Raw genomic sequence first — 19,374 nt, forward strand, 5'->3', positions numbered from 1 at the left:
CCATAGCGCAAGCTAGTAAGATCCCTGAAAGATGATCAGGTTGATAGGTCAGAGGTGGAAGCGTGGCGACATGTGTAGCTGACTGATACTAATCGATCGAGGACTTAACCAAACTTTAAAAGCGTAAGCTTTACTCAGCAACCTGTTACCTAGTTTTGAGAGAACAATCTCATATAAATGTCTAGTGATAATGGCAAAGAGGTCACACCCGTTCCCATACCGAACACGGAAGTTAAGCTCTTTAGCGCCGATGGTAGTTGGGACTTTGTCCCTGTGAGAGTAGGACATCGCTAGGCATTTTTATTTTGCTTTTTTTATCATCGCGGGGTGGAGCAGTTCGGTAGCTCGTCGGGCTCATAACCCGAAGGTCGCAGGTTCAAATCCTGTCCCCGCAACCAACATGGTCCCGTGGTGTAGCGGTTAACATGCCTGCCTGTCACGCAGGAGATCGCGGGTTCGATTCCCGTCGGGACCGCCATTTTTTAGAAACGAAACAATGTGTTTCGTCTTTTTTATTGTTTGAACCATTTTTATATAAAACTTTACCGTCCTTAGGAGCAATCCTAAGGAATTTTTTATATACAAAGAAATTTCTTTATAGAATTGCGATGTTAAAGATTGTTGGATTTCTTACTGGATATGTATAGTCCACAACGTTTACAATATATATATACAGATTGAAATGAGGTTCTGAATGAATGACAGAGATTAACGAATTTACGTTTATGTCTACGTCTCCTGATGAAACTAATCAGCTGGCTGCTCGTCTAGCAACTTTATTAGAAGCTGGTGACGTGTTGCTGCTTGAAGGCGATTTGGGAGCTGGAAAGACAACATTCACAAAAAGTTTAGCTAAAGGATTAGGAATTGAACGCAATGTGAATAGCCCAACATTTACTATCATCAAAGAATACAAAAGCGGTCGCCTTCCTCTTTATCATATGGATGTGTACCGTCTAGGGGATGAATTTGAAGACTTAGGGTTCGATGAGTATTTCGAAGGAGATGGCGTGACGGTCGTGGAGTGGGCTCATCTTATTGAAGAGCAGCTTCCTACTGAATATATTCAAATCAATATTTATCATGAAAACGAAACGACTCGTAAAATCCTTGTAAAAGCGATAGGCAGTCGGTACGTTGAAATATGTAAGGAGCTTTTTAAAAGATGAAAATGTTAGCTATTGATACATCCAATTTTGTCATGGGTGTTGCTGTCGTTGAAGAAAATAAAGTAATTGGAGAAATTGTTACGAATCTAAAAAAGAATCACTCCGTTCGTGTGATGAACGCCGTTGAATCTTTATTAAAAGATTGTGATATTGCGCCAAGCGAGCTAGACCGTGTTGTAGTGGCACATGGTCCTGGATCTTATACAGGTGTACGCATTGGCGTGACCATTGCCAAGACACTTGCTTGGGCTTTAAATATTCCTTTAATAGGTGTATCTAGCCTTGAGGCCCTAGCAGCAAACGGTCGTTATTTTGATGGATATATTGCTCCGTTATTTGATGCGCGCCGTCAGCAGCTTTATACGGGACTATATAAATGGAATAACGAACGAGGTCTTCTAGAAGTTGAAAGTGATCGACTTGTTATTAATAAGGAGTGGGCAGAACATTTAAAGTCATACAACAAGCCTATTTTATTCATAGGCAATGATCTTCCTATGCATGAAGAGGCGTTAAAAGAAGTGTTGGGTGAACAAGCTGTATTTGCTCATGTTCAGCAGTTTAATCCAAGACCAAGTGAATTGGCTTTTTTAGGAATGAAGAAAGAGCCGCAGTCTGTGCATACTTTTGTTCCGAACTACATTCGTTTAGCTGAAGCCGAAGCCAATTGGCTTGCTTCACAGCAAAAAGGATAAAAGAAGGTATAACATGAAACTAACAATTAAGTTTCGTTTAATGGAAGTTAAAGATATTGACCAAGTAGTGAAAATCGAAGAGAAGTCTTTTACGACACCTTGGAGTTCAGAAGCGTTTCAAAATGAATTAACCAATAATCAATTTTCAACTTACATTGTGATGGAAGAAGGAGAAAATATTATTGGGTATTGCGGAACGTGGATTGTTATTGACGAAGCACATGTAACCAACATTGCGCTATTGCCAGACTACCGAGGCAAGGGACTCGGTGAATTGCTGTTGAGAAATGTGATGGACGTTCTTCGAAAACTAGGTGCTACGTCAATGACATTAGAAGTTAGGGTATCTAATCATATTGCACAATCATTGTATCAAAAGCTAGGTTTTAAACCTGGAGGTATTCGTAAGAATTATTATTCCGATAACAATGAGGATGCATTAGTTATGTGGGTGAATTTATGAATGAAAATCAATTAATTTTAGCATTAGAAACAAGCTGTGATGAGACAGCCGCAGCCGTTATTCGAAACGGTCATGAAATTGTAGCCAATGTGGTGGCCTCTCAAATAGAAAGCCATAAACGATTTGGCGGTGTCGTACCGGAGATTGCATCTCGTCATCATGTGGAACAAATTACGGTAGTAGTTGAAGAAACTTTAAATCAAGCGAACCTGACGTTTGCAGATATTGATGCAATAGCTGTAACGGAAGGACCAGGGCTTGTGGGAGCACTTCTTATTGGCGTAAATGCAGCCAAAGCGCTAGCATTTGCATATCAAAAGCCATTAATTGGTGTTCATCATATTGCAGGACATATTTATGCGAATCAGCTAATTAAAAAATTAGAATTCCCGCTTTTATCGCTAGTTGTATCTGGAGGGCATACGGAGCTTGTATACATGGAAAGTCACGGTCAGTTTAAAGTGATTGGCGAAACAAGAGATGATGCAGCAGGAGAAGCCTACGATAAAGTGGCCCGCACGTTAAACCTTCCATATCCAGGCGGACCTCATATTGACCGTCTTGCACATGAAGGAGAGCCGTTAATTGATTTGCCGCGTGCTTGGCTAGAAGAAGGATCCTATGATTTTAGTTTCAGTGGGTTAAAATCAGCAGTTATTAACACTGTCCACAACGCGAAGCAAAAAGGTGAAGAGATTCTTCCACAAACACTTGCTGCTAGCTTTCAAGCGAGTGTCATTGATGTGTTAGTAACTAAAACAGTTAAAGCTGCGAAGGAATATAACGTTAAGCAAGTTTTATTGGCAGGAGGAGTTGCTGCTAATAAAGGGCTTAGAGCAGCGCTAGAAGAGGCATTTGAATCCATGTCAAATATTGAGCTTATTATCCCGCCGCTATCTCTATGTACGGATAATGCCGCAATGATTGGAGCAGCAGCAAGCGTAAGATTTGCTCAAGGAAAACGTTCAGACATGTCATTAAATGCAAACCCCGGTTTGGACTTGGAAGAGTAAAAGGCGGATGAGATTTATTTCTCATTCGTTTTTTTTGTGGATAAAAATGATTTATCAACAATATTCAATAAATTTAGAATTGACTGTGGATAATTATGTGGAAAAGTCCGTGCACTTAGTACACGGACCTGTTATTAACAAGTTTTAATTATGAAAATCAGACAGATATCCACTATTTATTCACAGAGTGGATAAAGCTTGCTCTTAAGCGTATGAACAGGTGAATAGTACGAAGAGATACGAAAAAATATAGGCTATTCTTCTAGAAGCAGCTGTAATTCTTCCCACTCTTCCATTAATGTGGATAACTGAGAAGAAATTTTTTCATTTTCACCGTTTAATCTTGATACTTCTTCGTGATTTTGATAAATTTCAGGGTCACAAAGAAGTTCTTCATTCTCCGCTTGTGCGGCTTCTAATTTGTTTATTTCAATTTCAATTTCTTCAATGCGGCGCGTTCGCTGCCTCATCAATTTCTTTTGTTCTTTATCTTGTTTATAGGACTGTTTATCTACTTTTACCGTACGTTCTTCGTTTGCTTTTATATTTTCTAATTCTTTGATTTCCTCTATTTCTGCTTTCTTTTCTACATAATAGTCATAATCTCCAAGAAATTCTTCTACCCCTTCAGGAGATAGCTCTGCTATTTTGTTGGCAATACGATTAATAAAATAACGGTCATGTGAAACAAATAATAGAGTCCCCGGGTAATCAATTAACGCATTCTCTAGTACTTGTTTGCTATCTAAATCAAGGTGGTTAGTAGGTTCATCCAAAATTAAGAAGTTAGCTTTTTGAAGCATAAGTTTCGCAAGAGCCAAACGTGCTTTTTCACCACCGCTAAGCGTCGAAACGATTTTCAGTACATCATCACCTGAAAACAGAAAGTTTCCAAGCGCTGTACGGATTTCTTTTTCAGGTTTGGATGGGTAGTCATCCCAAAGCTCATTTAAAACGGTTTTATTAGACGTTAAATTGGCTTGCTCTTGGTCGTAATAACCAACCATTACATTTGAGCCAAAAGAAATAGTTCCAGTCTTGAAGCTGAGTTTATCCACAATACCTTTTAATAAAGTTGATTTCCCAACGCCATTAGGGCCAACCAACGCGAGGCTTTCACCTTTTTTAATGCGAAGGTTTGCCTGCTGGACGACATAGTTGTTTTCATCATATCCAATAGACACATCTTCGAGATTTAAGACTTCATTTCCGCTTTGACGCTCAATTTCAAAAGAAAAACTAGCTGATTTTTCACCTTCGTTAGGTCGATTTATTAACTCCATTCGATCGAGCTGTTTACGTCTGCTTTGCGCACGTTTTGTAGTCGATGCGCGGGCGATGTTTCGCTGAATAAAGTCATTCAATTTTGCGACTTCATCCTGCTGTTTTTCGTACTGACGCATTTCTTTTTCATATCGCTCTGCTTTTTGTACAAGGTATTTAGAGTAGTTGCCCGTGTACTTCACCGTTGTTTTTTGTGTGACTTCATACACTTGGTTTACGACTTTATCAAGGAAGTAACGATCATGTGAAACGATTAAAATAGCTCCTTCATACCCTTGCAGAAACTGTTCCAGCCATGCTAAAGTTTCAATATCTAAGTGGTTGGTAGGCTCATCCAGAATAAGCAAATCAGGCTTTGTTAAAAGCAGTTTTGCAAGAGCCAGGCGCGTTTTTTGTCCACCGCTCAAGGAGGAAATAGGGGTGCTGTAGTCAAAGTTTGAAAAACGGAAACCGTGAAGAATAGATCGTGTATCCGCTTCATATTGATAGCCGCCTAAATCTTTAAACGTTACTTGAAGCTGATCGTACTCTTTGGTTAGTTTTTCGTATTGAACTGAATCATTAAAAATGTCTGGATCACCCATCTTCGTTTCAAGCGTACGTAATTCTTTTTCCATCTTCTTTAATGGAGCAAAGACAGTCATCATTTCTTCCCATATGGAGAGTGTTGACTCAAGAACTGTATCTTGTCCCATATAATCAATGGAAACACCCTTAGGTTTAATAATTTCTCCGCTGTCATAGGAAAGCTGCTCAGCAATAATTTTTAATAAAGTTGATTTACCAGCACCGTTTCGTCCCACTAAGGCAATGCGGTCTTTTGATTGTACTTCTAACTTTATATTCGATAAAATGGGTTCTGCCCCATAGTATTTTGTAATACCGTTCAATTGTAGAATAATCATTTTTTCACCTCTAGTAGTATATCCATAGTGTATTTTAACACATTTTTAACTACAAGTTCTTCCTACAAGCGTTTGTAATTTGTAGAGGGACAAGGACAAATGATGAAGCGAATGTTTTGATTCATGAAATAAAATGATTTTACCTGCACATTTTATACAGGATACTATGTTAAAATAAGAGATAAGTGCATCTCTGAACTTATATATGATGGATGTAAAAAACCCGTCATGACTACCAAACCGATCCTTTGAAGGGCTAATTGCTTCGTTCTAGCTATCGACTTTAAGTAGTGCTGGATAGACAAAAGCCGTCGAGGTTTGAAGCGGAGTATATATAAAACAAGAGAAAAGAGAGAGAATTGGAAGCGCTACCTCAAAGCGGTTGATGCTTTGTGAAAGGTAATGCAATATGACTTGAAAATGTTAGTAATGACATACATGAACTGAGGGGGTACAACGTGAACACTGAACAATTAAAAATACCACAAGCAACGGCTAAACGATTGCCGCTTTATTATCGTTTTTTGAAAAATTTGCATGCTTCTGGTAAACAGCGTGTGTCGTCAGCAGAGTTAAGTGAGGCAGTGAAAGTGGATTCTGCTACTATTCGTCGGGACTTTTCTTACTTTGGTGCATTAGGAAAAAAGGGATACGGCTACAATGTGAATTATTTACTTACATTTTTCCGTAAAACGTTAGACCAAGATGAAGTAACGAAAGTAGCACTGATTGGCGTAGGGAATCTAGGAACGGCCTTTTTAAATTATAATTTTATTAAAAATAATAACACTAAAATTGAGTGCGCTTTTGATGTGATAGAAGATAAAGTCGGTACGAAAGTAGGCGACGTGCCAGTCTATCACCTTGACCAATTGGAAGATTATATGAGTGATGACATCTCAGTAGCGATTTTAACCGTTCCAGCCACTGTTGCTCAGCAAATTACCGATCGTTTAGTGAGTTGCGGAATTAAAGGGATTTTAAACTTTACTCCTGCACGCTTAAACGTACCGGATGAGATTCGACTCCATCATATTGATCTTGCTGTAGAATTACAGTCGCTTGTCTACTTTTTGAAAAATTATCCTGTTGAATAAGGCGGACTGTGTTACGATTTCCTTAAGTCTAAATTAATAAGGAGAGTGGGAATATGGGGATTGGAGCAGGCAGTTGGATTATTATTGCGATTGTAGCACTGCTTATTTTTGGACCGAAACGGTTACCGGAGCTAGGAAGATCAGTGGGCCAAACGCTTAGAGAGTTTAAGCATGCCGCTAGCGGTGCATCAGAAGATCGTGAAAAAGATAAACAGCGTCAAGTAGATGACAAAGAGTAAAAGGGTGATCATAGTATGACCGAACAAGAAATGTCAATATATGATCATATAGGAGAGCTGCGAAAACGCATTTTAATTGTTTTATTTTTCTTTGTGATTGCCACAATTGGCGGCTTTTTTATAGCGGATAAGGTTATTGTCTATTTACAGCATGCTGATGAGGCAAAGAATTTAACGATGAATGCATTTCGGTTAACAGATCCAGTTAAGATTTATATGCAATTTGCTGTTATTATCGGCTGCGTACTTGCAGCTCCTGTTGCACTGTATCAACTCTGGGCATTTATTAGTCCTGGTTTATATGAAAAAGAGCGTAAGGTAACGCTTGGATATATTCCTGTTTCCATTTTTCTCTTTATCGGCGGTGTCTCTTTTTCTTATTTTGTGTTGTTTCCATTTGTCGTTGATTTTATGACGCGCGTTTCGGATGAGCTGAATGTAAACCAAGTGATTGGCATTAATGAATACTTTTCTTTTTTAATGCAGCTCACACTGCCTTTTGGCTTGTTGTTTCAGCTTCCTGTCGTCGTTATGTTTTTGACGCGTTTAGGAATTATAACGCCTATGTTTTTATCTCAAATTCGAAAATATGCCTATTTCGTACTGCTAGTTATTGCCGCACTTATTACACCACCGGAATTGCTCTCGCACATGATGGTGACAGTGCCGCTTTTAATTTTGTATGAAATCAGCATCATTATTTCCCGCATTTCGTATCGCAAAGTGTTAAAGGCAAGGGCAGAGCAAGAAAGAGAAGATGTTAGTATGTAAAAAAAACCACTGAAACAGTGGTTTTTTTATTTGGATGAATCATCTTGATTTTTATATTGCTGCTGCAATTTTTTAATTTTGTAGTGCAAGATAAAGATGCGAACCGCAAACCTGAAATCGAATGCGGCTACGAGTGCAAATAAGATTGTGGGGAAATTCCAGACGGTTTCCTGGGCATTTTGAATTGCCAAGTAGGTGAATAAAATCCCCATAATAATATAAATAAACCCTCGTGTTAAAGGGATATTCTTCATAAAAACATGCCTCCAAAAATGAACTGCATTTGTTCTGCTTGTTTTTGCATTTCTATAATTTTATCTGCAAAAATAGTTTGAGATAAAATAACGATTGTATTCATCAAAACATGAGCAATAATAGGTACAACAATTAGTCTCGTCCTTGCATAAAGGAATGCAAATACAAATCCCATGGCTGTATACACAAGTAAATGTTTAAAATCCCAGTGTACCGCAGCGAAAATAAGGGAACTAATAAATGCAGAGATAAAGAAATTGTATCGTTTGTGAAGAGAACCAAAAATAATCTTTCGGAAAATAATCTCTTCTAGTATTGGTCCAATAACAGACGTAACGACAATAAGGAACGGCGTTGCTTTAACAAGATTAACAATATTTTGTGTGTTTTCAGATACTTGGGTAATGCCAAGAGCGTGCTCAATCATACCTGCTACAGCTTGACCAGCCATAGCGAGAAACACCCCAAGGACTGACCAGACAACAGCAATCGTTTTTCCAGCATGTTCTATACGCATGGACATGTCACGGCGCAGCAGCAGTAAGACAATAAGTAAACCAAGGATAAAGCTAATGATAGTCCAATAAGTCAAAAGCATGACATTCGCTGTTCGAACTGGATAGTCATCAAACATTCCTGTTAATTTTAACAGCGGTATACCAACAACTCCTGAAAACTGCATAAGGATGTAGGTGAGGATAACATACCAATAACGTTTTTCCAATCTTCTATACTCCTTTAAAAGGTTTTTATGTATATATGTCGAAGAAGTACTGTAAAGTTAGTAATTTCTTCTTGCTCGTATTGTAACATACATATTATTGAACAGAGAAAAGAATGCTTTATTTCTCAAAATCGTCGAAATCTAAGACTATTATATGTAGTTGTCGTAAATTTTAAATTTTTTTTGTTTAATACTTGCAAAAAAAACCCACTTTGTTTTAATATAATAATTGTGTTAGCACTCGTTGAGGTTGAGTGCTAATAAAAATGCAAACATATTATTTGAGGAGGTTGTTTCACTTGTTAAAGCCATTAGGTGATCGCGTAGTGATTGAACTTGTAAAATCTGAGGAAAAAACAGCAAGCGGTATCGTGTTACCGGACAGTGCAAAAGAAAAACCACAAGAGGGTAAAATTGTTGCTGTTGGTACAGGCCGAGTATTAGAAAGCGGTGAGCGTGTAGCTTTAGAAGTAGCTGCGGGCGATCGTATCATCTTCTCAAAATATGCGGGTACTGAAGTGAAATACGAAGGTACTGAATACTTAATTTTACGCGAAAGCGATATTTTAGCTGTAATCGGCTAATTTTAACCACAGACTTATCATACGTAAAAAATAGATTATTAAGAACATCTTGAGGAGGTCAAAGAACATGGCAAAAGACATTAAATTTAGCGAAGAAGCGCGTCGCGCAATGCTACGTGGTGTAGATACATTAGCAAATGCTGTAAAAGTAACGCTTGGACCAAAAGGTCGTAACGTTGTATTAGAAAAGAAATTCGGTTCACCGCTTATTACAAATGACGGTGTAACAATTGCAAAAGAAATCGAATTAGAAGACGCATTTGAAAACATGGGTGCTAAATTAGTAGCTGAAGTTGCTAGCAAAACAAACGACGTTGCTGGTGACGGTACAACTACTGCCACAGTTTTAGCGCAAGCAATGATCAGAGAAGGTCTTAAAAACGTAACGGCTGGTGCTAACCCAATGGGTATCCGTAAAGGTATGGAAAAAGCAGTAGCTGTAGCGGTTGAAGAACTAAAAGCAATCTCTAAACCAATTCAAGGTAAAGATTCAATTGCTCAAGTAGCGGCTATCTCAGCAGCTGACGAAGAAGTAGGTCAACTAATCGCTGAAGCAATGGAACGCGTTGGTAACGACGGCGTTATCACACTTGAAGAATCAAAAGGTTTCACAACTGAATTAGAAGTGGTAGAAGGTATGCAGTTTGACCGTGGATATGCATCTCCTTACATGGTAACTGATTCAGATAAAATGGAAGCTGTATTAGATGATCCATACATCTTAATCACAGACAAAAAAATCGGTAACATTCAAGAAATCTTACCGGTATTAGAGCAAGTTGTTCAACAAGGCAAGCCTCTATTAATCATCGCTGAAGATGTAGAAGGTGAAGCTTTAGCAACATTAGTTGTGAACAAACTTCGCGGTACATTTACAGCTGTAGCTGTTAAAGCTCCTGGTTTTGGTGATCGTCGTAAAGCAATGCTACAAGACGTTGCTATTCTAACAGGTGGAGAAGTAATTACTGAAGAGCTTGGTCTTGACTTGAAAACTGCAGGCATCGATCAATTAGGTCGCGCTTCTAAAATTGTTGTAACAAAAGAAAATACAACAGTTGTAAACGGTGCAGGAAACGCAGAAGATATCCTAGCACGCGTAAACCAAATCAAAGCTCAGCTTGAAGAAACAACTTCAGAGTTTGACCGTGAAAAATTACAAGAGCGCTTAGCAAAACTTGCTGGTGGCGTGGCTGTAATTAAAGTTGGTGCGGCAACTGAAACTGAGTTAAAAGAACGTAAATTACGTATTGAAGATGCATTAAACTCTACGCGTGCTGCGGTTGAAGAAGGTATCGTAGCTGGTGGTGGTACTGCATTAGTAAATATCTATAATAAAGTAGCAAGCATCGAAGCTGACGGTGACACTGCTACAGGTATCAACATCGTATTACGTGCGATTGAAGAGCCTGTACGTCAAATCGCTCACAATGCTGGTTTAGAAGGATCAGTAATCGTTGAACGTCTAAAAGGCGAAGCAGTTGGAACTGGATTCAACGCTGCAACTGGCGAGTGGGTAAATATGCTAGACACTGGTATCGTTGACCCAACAAAAGTAACGCGTTCAGCTCTTCAAAATGCTTCTTCTGTAGCGGCTATGTTCTTAACAACTGAAGCAGTTGTTGCTGACAAGCCAGAAGAAGGCGGAGCACCTGCAATGCCTGACATGGGCGGCATGGGTGGAATGGGCGGCATGATGTAATACTGCCCTCTCTGAAAAAGCGACCAAGTACTCACTTGGTCGCTTTTTTGCGTGCGTTAATATTTTCAGATTTTTTTAAAATTTGTTAAGATAGTACTATGTTTATTGGAAAACTTACTAAACTCAAGGCTTAACTGAGTTTTAAGGGGGAGCTTCGTTGATTCAGCTCGATCATATTAATAATAAATTAAACCAAGTATTAGAAAACATCGATCAAATTGTGATTGGAAAACGTCACGTATCTACGTTGAGTTTGGTTGCTTTGCTTGCCGAGGGCCATATTTTGCTTGAAGATGTACCGGGTGTAGGAAAAACGATGCTAGTGAAGGTGCTGGCCAAATCAATTGATGCCGAATTTAAACGAATTCAATTCANCCGAGGGCCATATTTTGCTTGAAGATGTACCGGGTGTAGGAAAAACGATGCTAGTGAAGGTGCTGGCCAAATCAATTGATGCCGAATTTAAACGAATTCAATTCACGCCTGATTTGCTGCCATCCGACGTAACAGGTGTTTCTATTTACAGTCCAAAAGACATGGAATTTCATTTTCGTCCAGGTCCTATCATGAGCCACATAGTACTCGCTGATGAGATTAACAGGACTTCTCCTAAAACACAATCGGCGCTTTTAGAAGCAATGGCTGAACATCATGTAACAACCGATGGTATCACCCGGGAAATTCGGGCGCCTTTTTTTGTGATGGCTACTCAAAATCCTGTTGATTTTGATGGGACCTATCATTTGCCGGAAGCGCAGCTGGATCGTTTTTTATTTAAATTAAGCATGGGGTATCCTACGCAGGAAGAGGAGCTTCAAATTTTAAATGGCGTATCGACTCAAGTTAATCTTGAAGATGTCAAACCCGTTATGAGCGTTCCAGAATTAGTACAGGCTCAAAAAGCTGTAAGCAGTATTTATGTAGATGATGTGATCAAGCACTATATCATTGAAATCATTCGCAAAACTCGATCTCATCCACATGTTTCGTTAGGTATCAGTCCTCGTGGAACGGTTTCCTTTATGAAGGCCGTTCAAGCATATGCGTTAGTAAAGGGAAGAGATTACTGTCTTCCTGATGATGTTCAAGAGCTTGCTTCATATGTGTGTGCACATCGATTAACGCTAAGACCTGATACTCAGTACAGCGGTTTAACAGCGAGTGATGTGATGAAGCAAATTATGGCTGATACGAAAGTACCTGTTAAAAGGTAAGAGGATACGTTATGAAACAGTATATAAAAGTGATATGGAACAAAGGTAGAGACTGGTTCGTTTTATTCTGCATCTTTGCCGCTACGTTTTCTTACGCCATGTTTCAAGGAGGCTTTGTCAGCTGGTTTTTATTTTATAGCTTCTTACCTTTTGGGTTATATGCGGTAGCCATTTTGCTTTATCCGTTGAAGAAGTTGAATGTTACTCGTGACATGAAGATACAGCCTCGATTCGCTGGAGATCATCTTTCGTATGATATTCACATTACACGCTCCTCGGCTTTTCCTGTTTATATGGCAGCAGTGAAAGAGGAGAGTAACCTTTTAGATCAAGAAGAAAGAACAATTTATCCGCTTTTTCAACGAAACGCCGTTATTCCGTATGAAAGATCTTTTGTAGAAAGAGGAGAATATGAATTTTTTACGATTTCGATTGAATTGAGTGATTTGTTAGGAATTGTAAAAAAGAATGCGTATTATCCCCTGCAGCAGCGATTTATCGTTTATCCTCAGATTCATGAGATAGATATTCCGTTTCTTTTAGCGGGAATAGAAGAAGGGAAAAATGAAGTTTCGACGGGAAATCAATCTACTACGTTAGTGACAGGCGTTAGAGAATATCAGCCGGGTGACCGATTAGGGTCTATTGATTGGAAGGCGACGGCCCGTAAAGCTACGTTGATTTCTAAAGAGTTTGGTCATTATCATGAACGGAGCATGATTATCATCGCAGATGTTATAAGCTCTCTATACTTTGAAGAACGAATGAGCTTTCTGGCATCCATGCTCATTCATGAAGAAACCAAGCGTAAAAAAGTTGATTTTCTTTTAGCTGGAGATGCAATTTTTTTACCAAAAACCTCTGAACAAAGTGAGACTGATAACCTGTTGCATTACTTAGCACGTGCACAGCCTAGTAGCAATCGAACATTCGAAACAGAATTTAAGAATATTGCCATTCAAAAGCAGCATTCTTTTATGGTCATTGTCAGTCAGGTTACAGGGACTCTTATTGGGCAAGTTCAATCTAAGCTGAGTTTCCATGCTAAGGCGTCACTAATTGTTGTTAAAGATGCAGGAGCAGGGCTTAGTGACGAAGAGGCCGTTATTGTAAATGGAATACAATCTTCTGCTTTAACGATTGAAGTCGTTAATATTCCACTTCCTCTATCATCTAAAGGAAGTGAGGGCGGAAATAAGTGAATAAATCAGCTTGGTATGTAAAAAACATCTTATTGTACGCGGGAGCTTTCTTTTTATTAGTGGAATGGCTTCTCCCTTTAAACGAAGTGACGGATACCAATCAAATTCAGTACTTTATCCTGTTTGTTGCTTACTGTTTTTTGTGTTTAACGTTTCGCTTGCCGTTTATCGTGATGACGTTAGGGAGCATGTTGTTTATTTTGTTTTCACTTCACAATCTTTATTTTCAAGGGGCCTTCTTTTCTTCAGACTGGCTTCCGAGACTGTTGGAAATTCTTCAGTCAGATGTACAAAGTATTATGCAGTGGGATATAGCGAATTTATCATTTGAAATGAGGAGCACTTTATTTTTTGTGCTGCTTTGGATTATGGCTTATTTAATTCGATATTGGATCTTTTATCAAAAAAGAATTTTCTTCTTTTTCTTCTTAACCATTTTGTATATTACCGTGTTGGATACCTTTTCTACTTACGATGCGGGAGCTGCTATTATTCGCGTAACGATTATCGGATTTTTATTAGTAGCTATGCTTCGCATAAATCCTGAACGTATAAAAGCTGCGAGCACTGAGCGTTTAGAAAATAGAAAACGATCGTTTCTTTTTCTAGGCAGCTTTTTAGCTATTGTCATTGTGCTGGCTTATCTCGCTCCTAAACCAGGGCCGCAGTGGCCAGATCCCGTACCTTTTATCACAGCGCATACAACAAATCAAGGGCAGGGAGAATCTGCAAGCGGTCAACGAATTGGCTATGATATGGACGATTCTAAATTGGGGGGATCGTTTGTCAATGATGATACGGTTGTGTTTACAGCCAAAGTAGAGGATGAGCACTATTGGCGTATTGAAACGAAGGATGTTTATACAGGTAAGGGGTGGGAGCTGTCTAAAGAGGAAGAAAAAGTGCCCTTTAAAGGAAATGAAAACTTACTGCCTCAATATGACGCAAGTGTAGCAGGACAAGTAAGAAAAGCAGAAGTTACCTATTCGCAGCCTTCTGTTCATCTTATGCATATTCCTCAACTGCTGTCGCTAACCTTAAAAAATGGCATTCAAACCGATGTTACACCGACAAATGAAAAATTATATCCTTATCAAAATGACAAGCTTGTTACTGTTCAATCGTATGAGCTGACGTATAAATATCCTGCATTTGATATTGGACTTCTTCAGCAAGCAGAGGAGAAAAAGGCAGAGAGTCTAGAGAATAATAACGAATTTATAGCAAGGTATACACAGCTTCCTGCTAACTTGCCGAAACGAATAAAGGATTTAGCTCGTGAGGCAACAAAAAATAAGAACAATCGTTATGAAAAAGCAAAAGCCGTTGAAGAATACTTCCAATCCAATCCATATGTATATGATACTGAAAATGTTCCAATCCCTACGAAAAATAAAGATTATGTGGATCAATTTTTATTTGATACAAAAAGAGGGTACTGTGATAACTTCTCTACTTCTATGGTCGTGCTGCTTCGTTCATTAGATATTCCTGCTCGGTGGGTAAAGGGCTATACAGAAGGTGATGCCACCGTCATTTCAGGAAGTAGTAAGTGGACAACCTATGAAATTACACAAAATAATGCTCATTCTTGGGTCGAAGTCTATTTTCCAGGAGCGGGTTGGGTACCTTTTGAACCAACAAAAAGTTTTTCTAATCCTTATGATTTTGTAGATAGCCAACCTAACAACTCTAGTGAAAATAGTCAAAGGGAAGAAGAGAAACAAGAAACGCAAGTGAAGGAGCAGCCTAAGGAAAAAGAGCTTCCGGCACAAGAAGAAAAAGCGAAAGGAAAAACAGCCTTTCTTCAAAATGCTAAGCTGTCTATGAAGTGGAAAGTGCTTTTCTACGGACTGATGGTAGTTATGTTAATAGTAATATATCTCAATCGATTTAAATGGTTTTTACCTTTTTATATCTCTTTTTATAAAAAGAAAGACAGTGTGGAAACCTTTGAATCAGCGTATGCTTTTTTACTTAAAAGACTCGCTGCAAATGGACTAAAGCGGCAAGAAAGTCAAACGCTGCGCGACTTTGCAGGAGAAGTAGACGAAAAATTAAATACGGTAAATATGCTACAATTAACGGAAAAATACGAGCGGGTTTTGTATCGAAATGCAGATTCCATAAAAGAATGGAAAGAGTCGATTGAATTGTGGGAAAATTTAATCAAAAAAACGAGTTCTTGACCATTGTTTCGCGGATTGATAGAATATTCTCGAACTTACTATAAATGTTTCGTATACCTTCATATATCCTCGATAATATGGTTCGAGAGTCTCTACCGGGTCACCTTAAACGATCTGACTATGAAGGCAGAACAGTCTATTTGACGACAAACTTCGTGCTCAACTAGACTTCTGCCTTTGTTTTTTGAGGGAGAAGTCTAGTTTTTTTTATATTTTAGGGCATAATAACAAGTGATTATTTACACATTCGGAGAGGTGAACAAGATGGAAGGCATGATTGTTGTATTAGATTTTGGTAGTCAATATAACCAACTGATTACGCGTCGCATTCGCGAGTTCGGAGTATATAGTGAATTGCATCCGCACACAATTACAGCAGAAGAGATTAAAGCATTAAATCCAAAGGGAATTATTTTCTCTGGAGGTCCAAACAGTGTGTACGGTGAAAACGCATTTCACTGCGATGAAAACATTTTTGAATTAGGTATTCCTGTTTTAGGTATTTGTTATGGAATGCAATTAATGACTCATCATTTTGGCGGGAAGGTAGAAGGTGCTAGCCACCGTGAATATGGTAAAGCAGCGATTAACGTACAAAACGATTCATTAATGTACCATGAGTTGCCAAAAGAACAAGTTGTTTGGATGAGTCACGGTGATTTAGTTGTAGAAACACCAGCTGGTTTTGAAGTGGACGCAACTAGCCCATCTTGTCCAATTGCCGCAATGAGTAACAAAGAAAAGAATATGTACGGAGTGCAGTTCCATCCAGAAGTTCGCCATTCAGTGCACGGTAACCATATCTTAAAGAACTTCGTGTTTGAAGTATGTCATGCTGAAGCAAACTGGTCAATCGAGAACTTCATTGAAGTTGAAATGGATAAAATCCGTGAAACAGTTGGAGATAGAAAAGTACTTTGCGCACTTAGCGGCGGAGTAGACTCTTCAGTAGTAGCTGTGTTAATTCACAAAGCAATTGGTGATCAGTTAACATGTATGTTCGTAGATCACGGTTTATTACGTAAAGGTGAAGCGGAAAGCGTAATGGAAACATTTAGCGAAGGCTTTAATATGAACGTAATTAAAATCGATGCAAAAGATCGCTTCTTAGAAAAGTTAAACGGCGTATCAGATCCTGAACAAAAGCGTAAAATCATCGGTAATGAATTTATCTATGTATTCGATGACGAAGCTGCTAAATTAAAAGGGTTTGATTTCCTAGCTCAAGGTACGCTATACACAGATATTATCGAGAGTGGGACAGCTACAGCTCAAACGATCAAATCTCACCACAACGTAGGTGGATTACCGGAAGATATGCAGTTCAAACTAATCGAACCGTTAAACACGCTATTCAAAGATGAAGTACGTGCATTAGGTTCTGAATTAGGTATCCCTGATAACATCGTTTGGCGTCAACCTTTCCCAGGACCAGGTCTAGGTATTCGTGTACTTGGTGCAATTACGGAAGAGAAGTTAGAAATTGTACGTGAGTCGGATGCTATTTTACGTGAAGAGATTGCAAAAGCTGACTTGGAGCGCGATATCTGGCAATACTTTACGGTTCTTCCTGACATCCGCAGTGTAGGTGTAATGGGAGATGCTCGTACGTATGATTACACAATCGGTATTCGTGCTGTTACATCAATTGATGGTATGACTTCTGACTGGGCCCGTATTCCTTGGGATGTGCTTGAAGTTATCTCAACGCGTATTGTAAACGAAGTTAAGCATATTAACCGCGTAGTGTATGATATTACAAGTAAGCCACCTGCAACAATTGAATGGGAATAATATGTAAGAAAACCGAACAAACGAACATTCTTTTCTAAGAATGTTCGTTTTTTGTTGACTTTTTTTAAAAGTTAATGGTAGGATAGTAACATAAAACAGCGAGATATAGCTTTAATGTCGTATAATCTTGGGGATAAGGCCCAAAAGTTTCTACCGAGCTACCGTAAATGGCTTGACTACGAGAAAGTAATACATGTATGTGTAAAAATCTTTTGTTTTTTTGGCTCATACATTTCTCTTTTAGTCGATCTTATGCCTTTACGCGCCATAGTGTAGAGGCATTTTTTATGGCTTGCCTAAGTGCATGCGGCTTCTATAAAGGGAGGAAAAAACGTGAAGAAGTATTTTCGTTTTGAAGAGCTGGGTACTAGCTATCGAAAAGAGTTTATAGCTGGCCTTACAACTTTTCTATCTATGGCTTACATTTTATTTGTTAATCCATCTGTGCTATCACTAAGTGATGTAAAGGATCTGCCTGACAGTATGAGAATGGACCAAGGGGCTGTATTTACAGCTACTGCTTTAGCGGCAGCTTTGGGATCAATTGTTATGGGAGTGCTTGGCAGATATCCAATTTCATTAGCTCCAGGTATGGGATTAAACGCATTTTTTGCTTATACAGTTGTTCTGACGATGGGAATTCCATGGCAGACGGCTTTAACGGGTGTTATGATATCAGGTGTTATTTTTATTCTTTTAACACTAACAAGCCTGCGAGAAAAAATTATTAATTCTATTCCTATTGAATTAAAAATGGCTGTTGGAGCAGGTATTGGTTTATTTATTAGTTTTATTGGTATGAAAGGTGCCGGAATTATCGTCAAAGATGATGCTACATTTGTTGGACTGGGTGATTTAACTAACCCAACAACGTTACTTGCGGTTTTTGGTATTGTCATTACTATCGTATTAATGGTGCTTCGAGTAAATGCAGCTGTATTTATCGGTATGATTGTAACGGCTGTAGCGGGTATGGCTTTTGGTTTAATTGATACACCTAAAGCAGTTGTTTCATCAGTTCCTAGTCTTGACCCGACGTTTGGGGCAGCTTTTCAAAATATCGGTGATATCTTTACTGTAAAGATGCTAGTCGTCATTTTAACTTTCTTATTCGTTGATTTCTTCGATACGGCAGGTACGATGGTTGCTGTAGCGAGTCAAGCAGGGCTTATGAAAGATAATAAGCTTCCGCGAGCGGGCAGAGCGTTACTGGCAGATTCTAGTGCGATTGTAGTTGGTGCTGTTCTTGGTACCTCATCCACAACAGCTTACGTAGAGTCTACGGCTGGAGTAGCAGCGGGCGGACGTTCAGGATTTACTGCAATCGTAACGGCAGCGTTTTTCTTAGTTGCACTGTTCTTTTCTCCGTTGTTAGCGGTCGTAACACCAGCTGTTACTGCGCCAGCTTTAATTACGGTAGGAGCTCTGATGGTGTCAAACTTAGGAGAAATCAATTGGAAAGAGTTCGAAGTGGCAGTTCCGGCATTTTTCACAGTGATCATGATGCCATTAACGTACAGTATTGCAACAGGCATTGCGGTTGGCTTTATCTTTTATCCTATTACAATGTTATGCAGTAAGCGTGGGAAAGAAGTTCATCCCATTATGTATGCTCTCTGTATCATCTTCATACTTTATTTCGCGTTCTTAGCAGAATAGTTTAAATAAAAAAGCTCAGTTTAATGACTGAGCTTTTTTTTTATGGTAAGATAAGAAAACTGCATAGCGGCTAGATAGCTATTGTAATAGAGACTATTCAATCATTTTACTGAAGGTTTACTTCATTAACTTTTTTATTTATAAAGTTTTTTAGAAAAACGATTGACTCTATATATTATATATGGTAAATTATTAAATGTCGCTGATGAACAGCGCAGTTGAGAGAAACATCTTAAAAAAAAGATGTTGACATCAAAACGATAGAATGTTATACTGATAAAGTTGCTTCAGAGCAACGGTCGAACTTTGAAAACTGAACAAAGCGACAAACGTCAACGTTAATTTTTATTTTTAAATTGAGCAAGTCAAACATTTCTTCGGAGAGTTTGATCCTGGCTCAGGATGAACGCTGGCGGCG

The 19,374-nt window shown here is 38.8% G+C and carries 17 protein-coding genes, 2 tRNA genes, 2 rRNA genes, 1 pseudogene and 2 riboswitches; of the genes and pseudogenes, 19 read left to right on the forward strand and 3 right to left on the reverse strand.

All coding sequences use genetic code 11. From position 1 onward, the window contains the following. From ACOZIR_RS28015 to tsaD, 8 genes are all read left to right on the forward strand, one after another. Positions 1 to 112, forward strand: a 23S ribosomal RNA gene (locus tag ACOZIR_RS28015); the annotation flags it as partial. A gap of 68 nt (positions 113 to 180) precedes the next feature. After that, positions 181 to 296, forward strand: a 5S ribosomal RNA gene (rrf, locus tag ACOZIR_RS28020). A gap of 25 nt (positions 297 to 321) precedes the next feature. Further along, a tRNA-Met gene (locus tag ACOZIR_RS28025) sits at positions 322 to 398 on the forward strand. Between the two features lie 4 nt (positions 399 to 402). Continuing rightward, positions 403 to 478, forward strand: a tRNA-Asp gene (locus ACOZIR_RS28030). Positions 479 to 698: 220 nt separating this feature from the next. After that, positions 699 to 1,169 carry a tRNA (adenosine(37)-N6)-threonylcarbamoyltransferase complex ATPase subunit type 1 TsaE gene (tsaE, locus tag ACOZIR_RS28035; RefSeq protein WP_045295511.1) on the forward strand — a complete coding sequence of 157 codons (471 nt, stop codon included), beginning with the start codon at positions 699 to 701 and terminating at the stop codon, positions 1,167 to 1,169. Further along, positions 1,166 to 1,864 (forward strand): tRNA (adenosine(37)-N6)-threonylcarbamoyltransferase complex dimerization subunit type 1 TsaB, encoded by a 699-nt coding sequence (gene tsaB, locus ACOZIR_RS28040; protein ID WP_045295512.1) that lies wholly within the window; start codon positions 1,166 to 1,168, stop codon positions 1,862 to 1,864. The genes tsaE and tsaB overlap by 4 nt, the downstream gene beginning before the upstream one ends. Before the next feature lie 13 nt (positions 1,865 to 1,877). Then, positions 1,878 to 2,327, forward strand: a complete 450-nt coding sequence (gene rimI / locus ACOZIR_RS28045) for a ribosomal protein S18-alanine N-acetyltransferase (RefSeq protein ID WP_013055018.1) — start codon at positions 1,878 to 1,880, stop codon at positions 2,325 to 2,327. Continuing rightward, positions 2,324 to 3,340, forward strand: coding sequence for a tRNA (adenosine(37)-N6)-threonylcarbamoyltransferase complex transferase subunit TsaD (tsaD, locus tag ACOZIR_RS28050; protein ID WP_328121078.1), 1,017 nt, complete (start codon positions 2,324 to 2,326; stop codon positions 3,338 to 3,340). The genes rimI and tsaD overlap by 4 nt, the downstream gene beginning before the upstream one ends. Positions 3,341 to 3,594: 254 nt before the next feature. On the opposite strand, the gene ACOZIR_RS28055 is transcribed toward tsaD, so the two are convergent. Next, positions 3,595 to 5,529: an ABC-F family ATP-binding cassette domain-containing protein gene (locus ACOZIR_RS28055; RefSeq protein WP_045295513.1), complete on the reverse strand. Its 1,935-nt coding sequence runs from the start codon at positions 5,527 to 5,529 to the stop codon at positions 3,595 to 3,597. 458 nt (positions 5,530 to 5,987) lie between these two features. Between ACOZIR_RS28055 and ACOZIR_RS28060 the strand changes: the two genes are divergently transcribed. Genes ACOZIR_RS28060 through tatC form a run of 3 tightly spaced genes read left to right on the forward strand, consistent with a single transcriptional unit; the run spans position 5,988 to position 7,636 of the window. Next, positions 5,988 to 6,626 carry a redox-sensing transcriptional repressor Rex gene (locus tag ACOZIR_RS28060; protein ID WP_028410376.1) on the forward strand — a complete coding sequence of 213 codons (639 nt, stop codon included), beginning with the start codon at positions 5,988 to 5,990 and terminating at the stop codon, positions 6,624 to 6,626. Positions 6,627 to 6,679: 53 nt separating this feature from the next. Continuing rightward, positions 6,680 to 6,865: a twin-arginine translocase TatA/TatE family subunit gene (gene tatA / locus ACOZIR_RS28065; RefSeq protein ID WP_013055022.1), complete on the forward strand. Its 186-nt coding sequence runs from the start codon at positions 6,680 to 6,682 to the stop codon at positions 6,863 to 6,865. A 15-nt stretch (positions 6,866 to 6,880) separates the two neighbouring features. Next, positions 6,881 to 7,636 (forward strand): twin-arginine translocase subunit TatC, encoded by a 756-nt coding sequence (gene tatC / locus ACOZIR_RS28070; RefSeq protein ID WP_013055023.1) that lies wholly within the window; start codon positions 6,881 to 6,883, stop codon positions 7,634 to 7,636. A gap of 26 nt (positions 7,637 to 7,662) precedes the next feature. On the opposite strand, the gene ACOZIR_RS28075 is transcribed toward tatC, so the two are convergent. Beyond that, a complete protein-coding gene (locus tag ACOZIR_RS28075) occupies positions 7,663 to 7,890 on the reverse strand; it encodes a YdiK family protein (protein WP_013055024.1) in 228 nt (75 codons plus the stop codon). Further along, entirely contained in the window at positions 7,887 to 8,615 is a 729-nt protein-coding gene (locus ACOZIR_RS28080) for a CPBP family intramembrane glutamic endopeptidase (RefSeq protein ID WP_028412699.1), read from the reverse strand. The genes ACOZIR_RS28075 and ACOZIR_RS28080 overlap by 4 nt, the downstream gene beginning before the upstream one ends. Before the next feature lie 299 nt (positions 8,616 to 8,914). On the opposite strand from ACOZIR_RS28080, the gene groES reads away from it, so the two are divergent. The 8 genes and pseudogenes from groES (at position 8,915) to ACOZIR_RS28120 (ending at position 18,956) form a co-directional block, all read left to right on the forward strand. Beyond that, a complete protein-coding gene (gene groES, locus ACOZIR_RS28085) occupies positions 8,915 to 9,199 on the forward strand; it encodes a co-chaperone GroES (RefSeq protein ID WP_013055026.1) in 285 nt (94 codons plus the stop codon). Positions 9,200 to 9,266: 67 nt separating this feature from the next. Next, the gene (gene groL, locus ACOZIR_RS28090; protein WP_028412700.1) at positions 9,267 to 10,898 is read left to right on the forward strand and encodes a chaperonin GroEL; all 1,632 of its coding nucleotides are present in this window, start codon (positions 9,267 to 9,269) and stop codon (positions 10,896 to 10,898) included. Between the two features lie 220 nt (positions 10,899 to 11,118). Next, on the forward strand, positions 11,119 to 11,295 hold the full coding sequence (locus tag ACOZIR_RS28095) for an AAA family ATPase (protein WP_421536102.1): 177 nt from the start codon (positions 11,119 to 11,121) through the stop codon (positions 11,293 to 11,295). Continuing rightward, positions 11,276 to 12,112: pseudogene (locus ACOZIR_RS28100) on the forward strand (AAA family ATPase); the annotation flags it as partial. The gene ACOZIR_RS28095 and the pseudogene ACOZIR_RS28100, both read left to right, overlap by 20 nt. 11 nt (positions 12,113 to 12,123) lie before the next feature. Beyond that, positions 12,124 to 13,314: a DUF58 domain-containing protein gene (locus tag ACOZIR_RS28105; protein WP_421536101.1), complete on the forward strand. Its 1,191-nt coding sequence runs from the start codon at positions 12,124 to 12,126 to the stop codon at positions 13,312 to 13,314. Further along, on the forward strand, positions 13,311 to 15,503 hold the full coding sequence (locus ACOZIR_RS28110; RefSeq protein ID WP_310879168.1) for a transglutaminase TgpA family protein: 2,193 nt from the start codon (positions 13,311 to 13,313) through the stop codon (positions 15,501 to 15,503). The genes ACOZIR_RS28105 and ACOZIR_RS28110 overlap by 4 nt, the downstream gene beginning before the upstream one ends. A 39-nt stretch (positions 15,504 to 15,542) precedes the next feature. Continuing rightward, positions 15,543 to 15,644, forward strand: a riboswitch (purine riboswitch). A 123-nt stretch (positions 15,645 to 15,767) separates the two neighbouring features. Further along, positions 15,768 to 17,297, forward strand: a complete 1,530-nt coding sequence (gene guaA, locus ACOZIR_RS28115; RefSeq protein WP_028410369.1) for a glutamine-hydrolyzing GMP synthase — start codon at positions 15,768 to 15,770, stop codon at positions 17,295 to 17,297. Positions 17,298 to 17,394: 97 nt separating this feature from the next. Then, positions 17,395 to 17,496: riboswitch (purine riboswitch) on the forward strand. 134 nt (positions 17,497 to 17,630) lie between these two features. Continuing rightward, positions 17,631 to 18,956 (forward strand): NCS2 family permease, encoded by a 1,326-nt coding sequence (locus ACOZIR_RS28120; RefSeq protein ID WP_013055032.1) that lies wholly within the window; start codon positions 17,631 to 17,633, stop codon positions 18,954 to 18,956. Positions 18,957 to 19,374 lie beyond the last annotated feature (418 nt).

It is taken from the genome of Priestia sp. D3YE.R1, from assembly GCF_049199565.1.
GTDB lineage: Bacteria > Bacillota > Bacilli > Bacillales > Bacillaceae_H > Priestia > Priestia aryabhattai.

What these genes read in the sequence shown, in the direction of transcription:
- ACOZIR_RS28105 (WP_421536101.1), top strand. Translation starts at nt 12,124, where the DNA reads ATGAAACAGTATATAAAAGTGATATGGAACAAAGGTAGAGACTGGTTC.
- groL (WP_028412700.1), top strand. Translation starts at nt 9,267, where the DNA reads ATGGCAAAAGACATTAAATTTAGCGAAGAAGCGCGTCGCGCAATGCTA.
- ACOZIR_RS28055 (WP_045295513.1), bottom strand. Translation starts at nt 5,529, where the DNA reads ATGATTATTCTACAATTGAACGGTATTACAAAATACTATGGGGCAGAA.
- rimI (WP_013055018.1), top strand. Translation starts at nt 1,878, where the DNA reads ATGAAACTAACAATTAAGTTTCGTTTAATGGAAGTTAAAGATATTGAC.
- tsaB (WP_045295512.1), top strand. Translation starts at nt 1,166, where the DNA reads ATGAAAATGTTAGCTATTGATACATCCAATTTTGTCATGGGTGTTGCT.
- tatA (WP_013055022.1), top strand. Translation starts at nt 6,680, where the DNA reads ATGGGGATTGGAGCAGGCAGTTGGATTATTATTGCGATTGTAGCACTG.
- tsaD (WP_328121078.1), top strand. Translation starts at nt 2,324, where the DNA reads ATGAATGAAAATCAATTAATTTTAGCATTAGAAACAAGCTGTGATGAG.
- tsaE (WP_045295511.1), top strand. Translation starts at nt 699, where the DNA reads ATGACAGAGATTAACGAATTTACGTTTATGTCTACGTCTCCTGATGAA.
- guaA (WP_028410369.1), top strand. Translation starts at nt 15,768, where the DNA reads ATGGAAGGCATGATTGTTGTATTAGATTTTGGTAGTCAATATAACCAA.
- tatC (WP_013055023.1), top strand. Translation starts at nt 6,881, where the DNA reads ATGACCGAACAAGAAATGTCAATATATGATCATATAGGAGAGCTGCGA.
- ACOZIR_RS28075 (WP_013055024.1), bottom strand. Translation starts at nt 7,890, where the DNA reads ATGAAGAATATCCCTTTAACACGAGGGTTTATTTATATTATTATGGGG.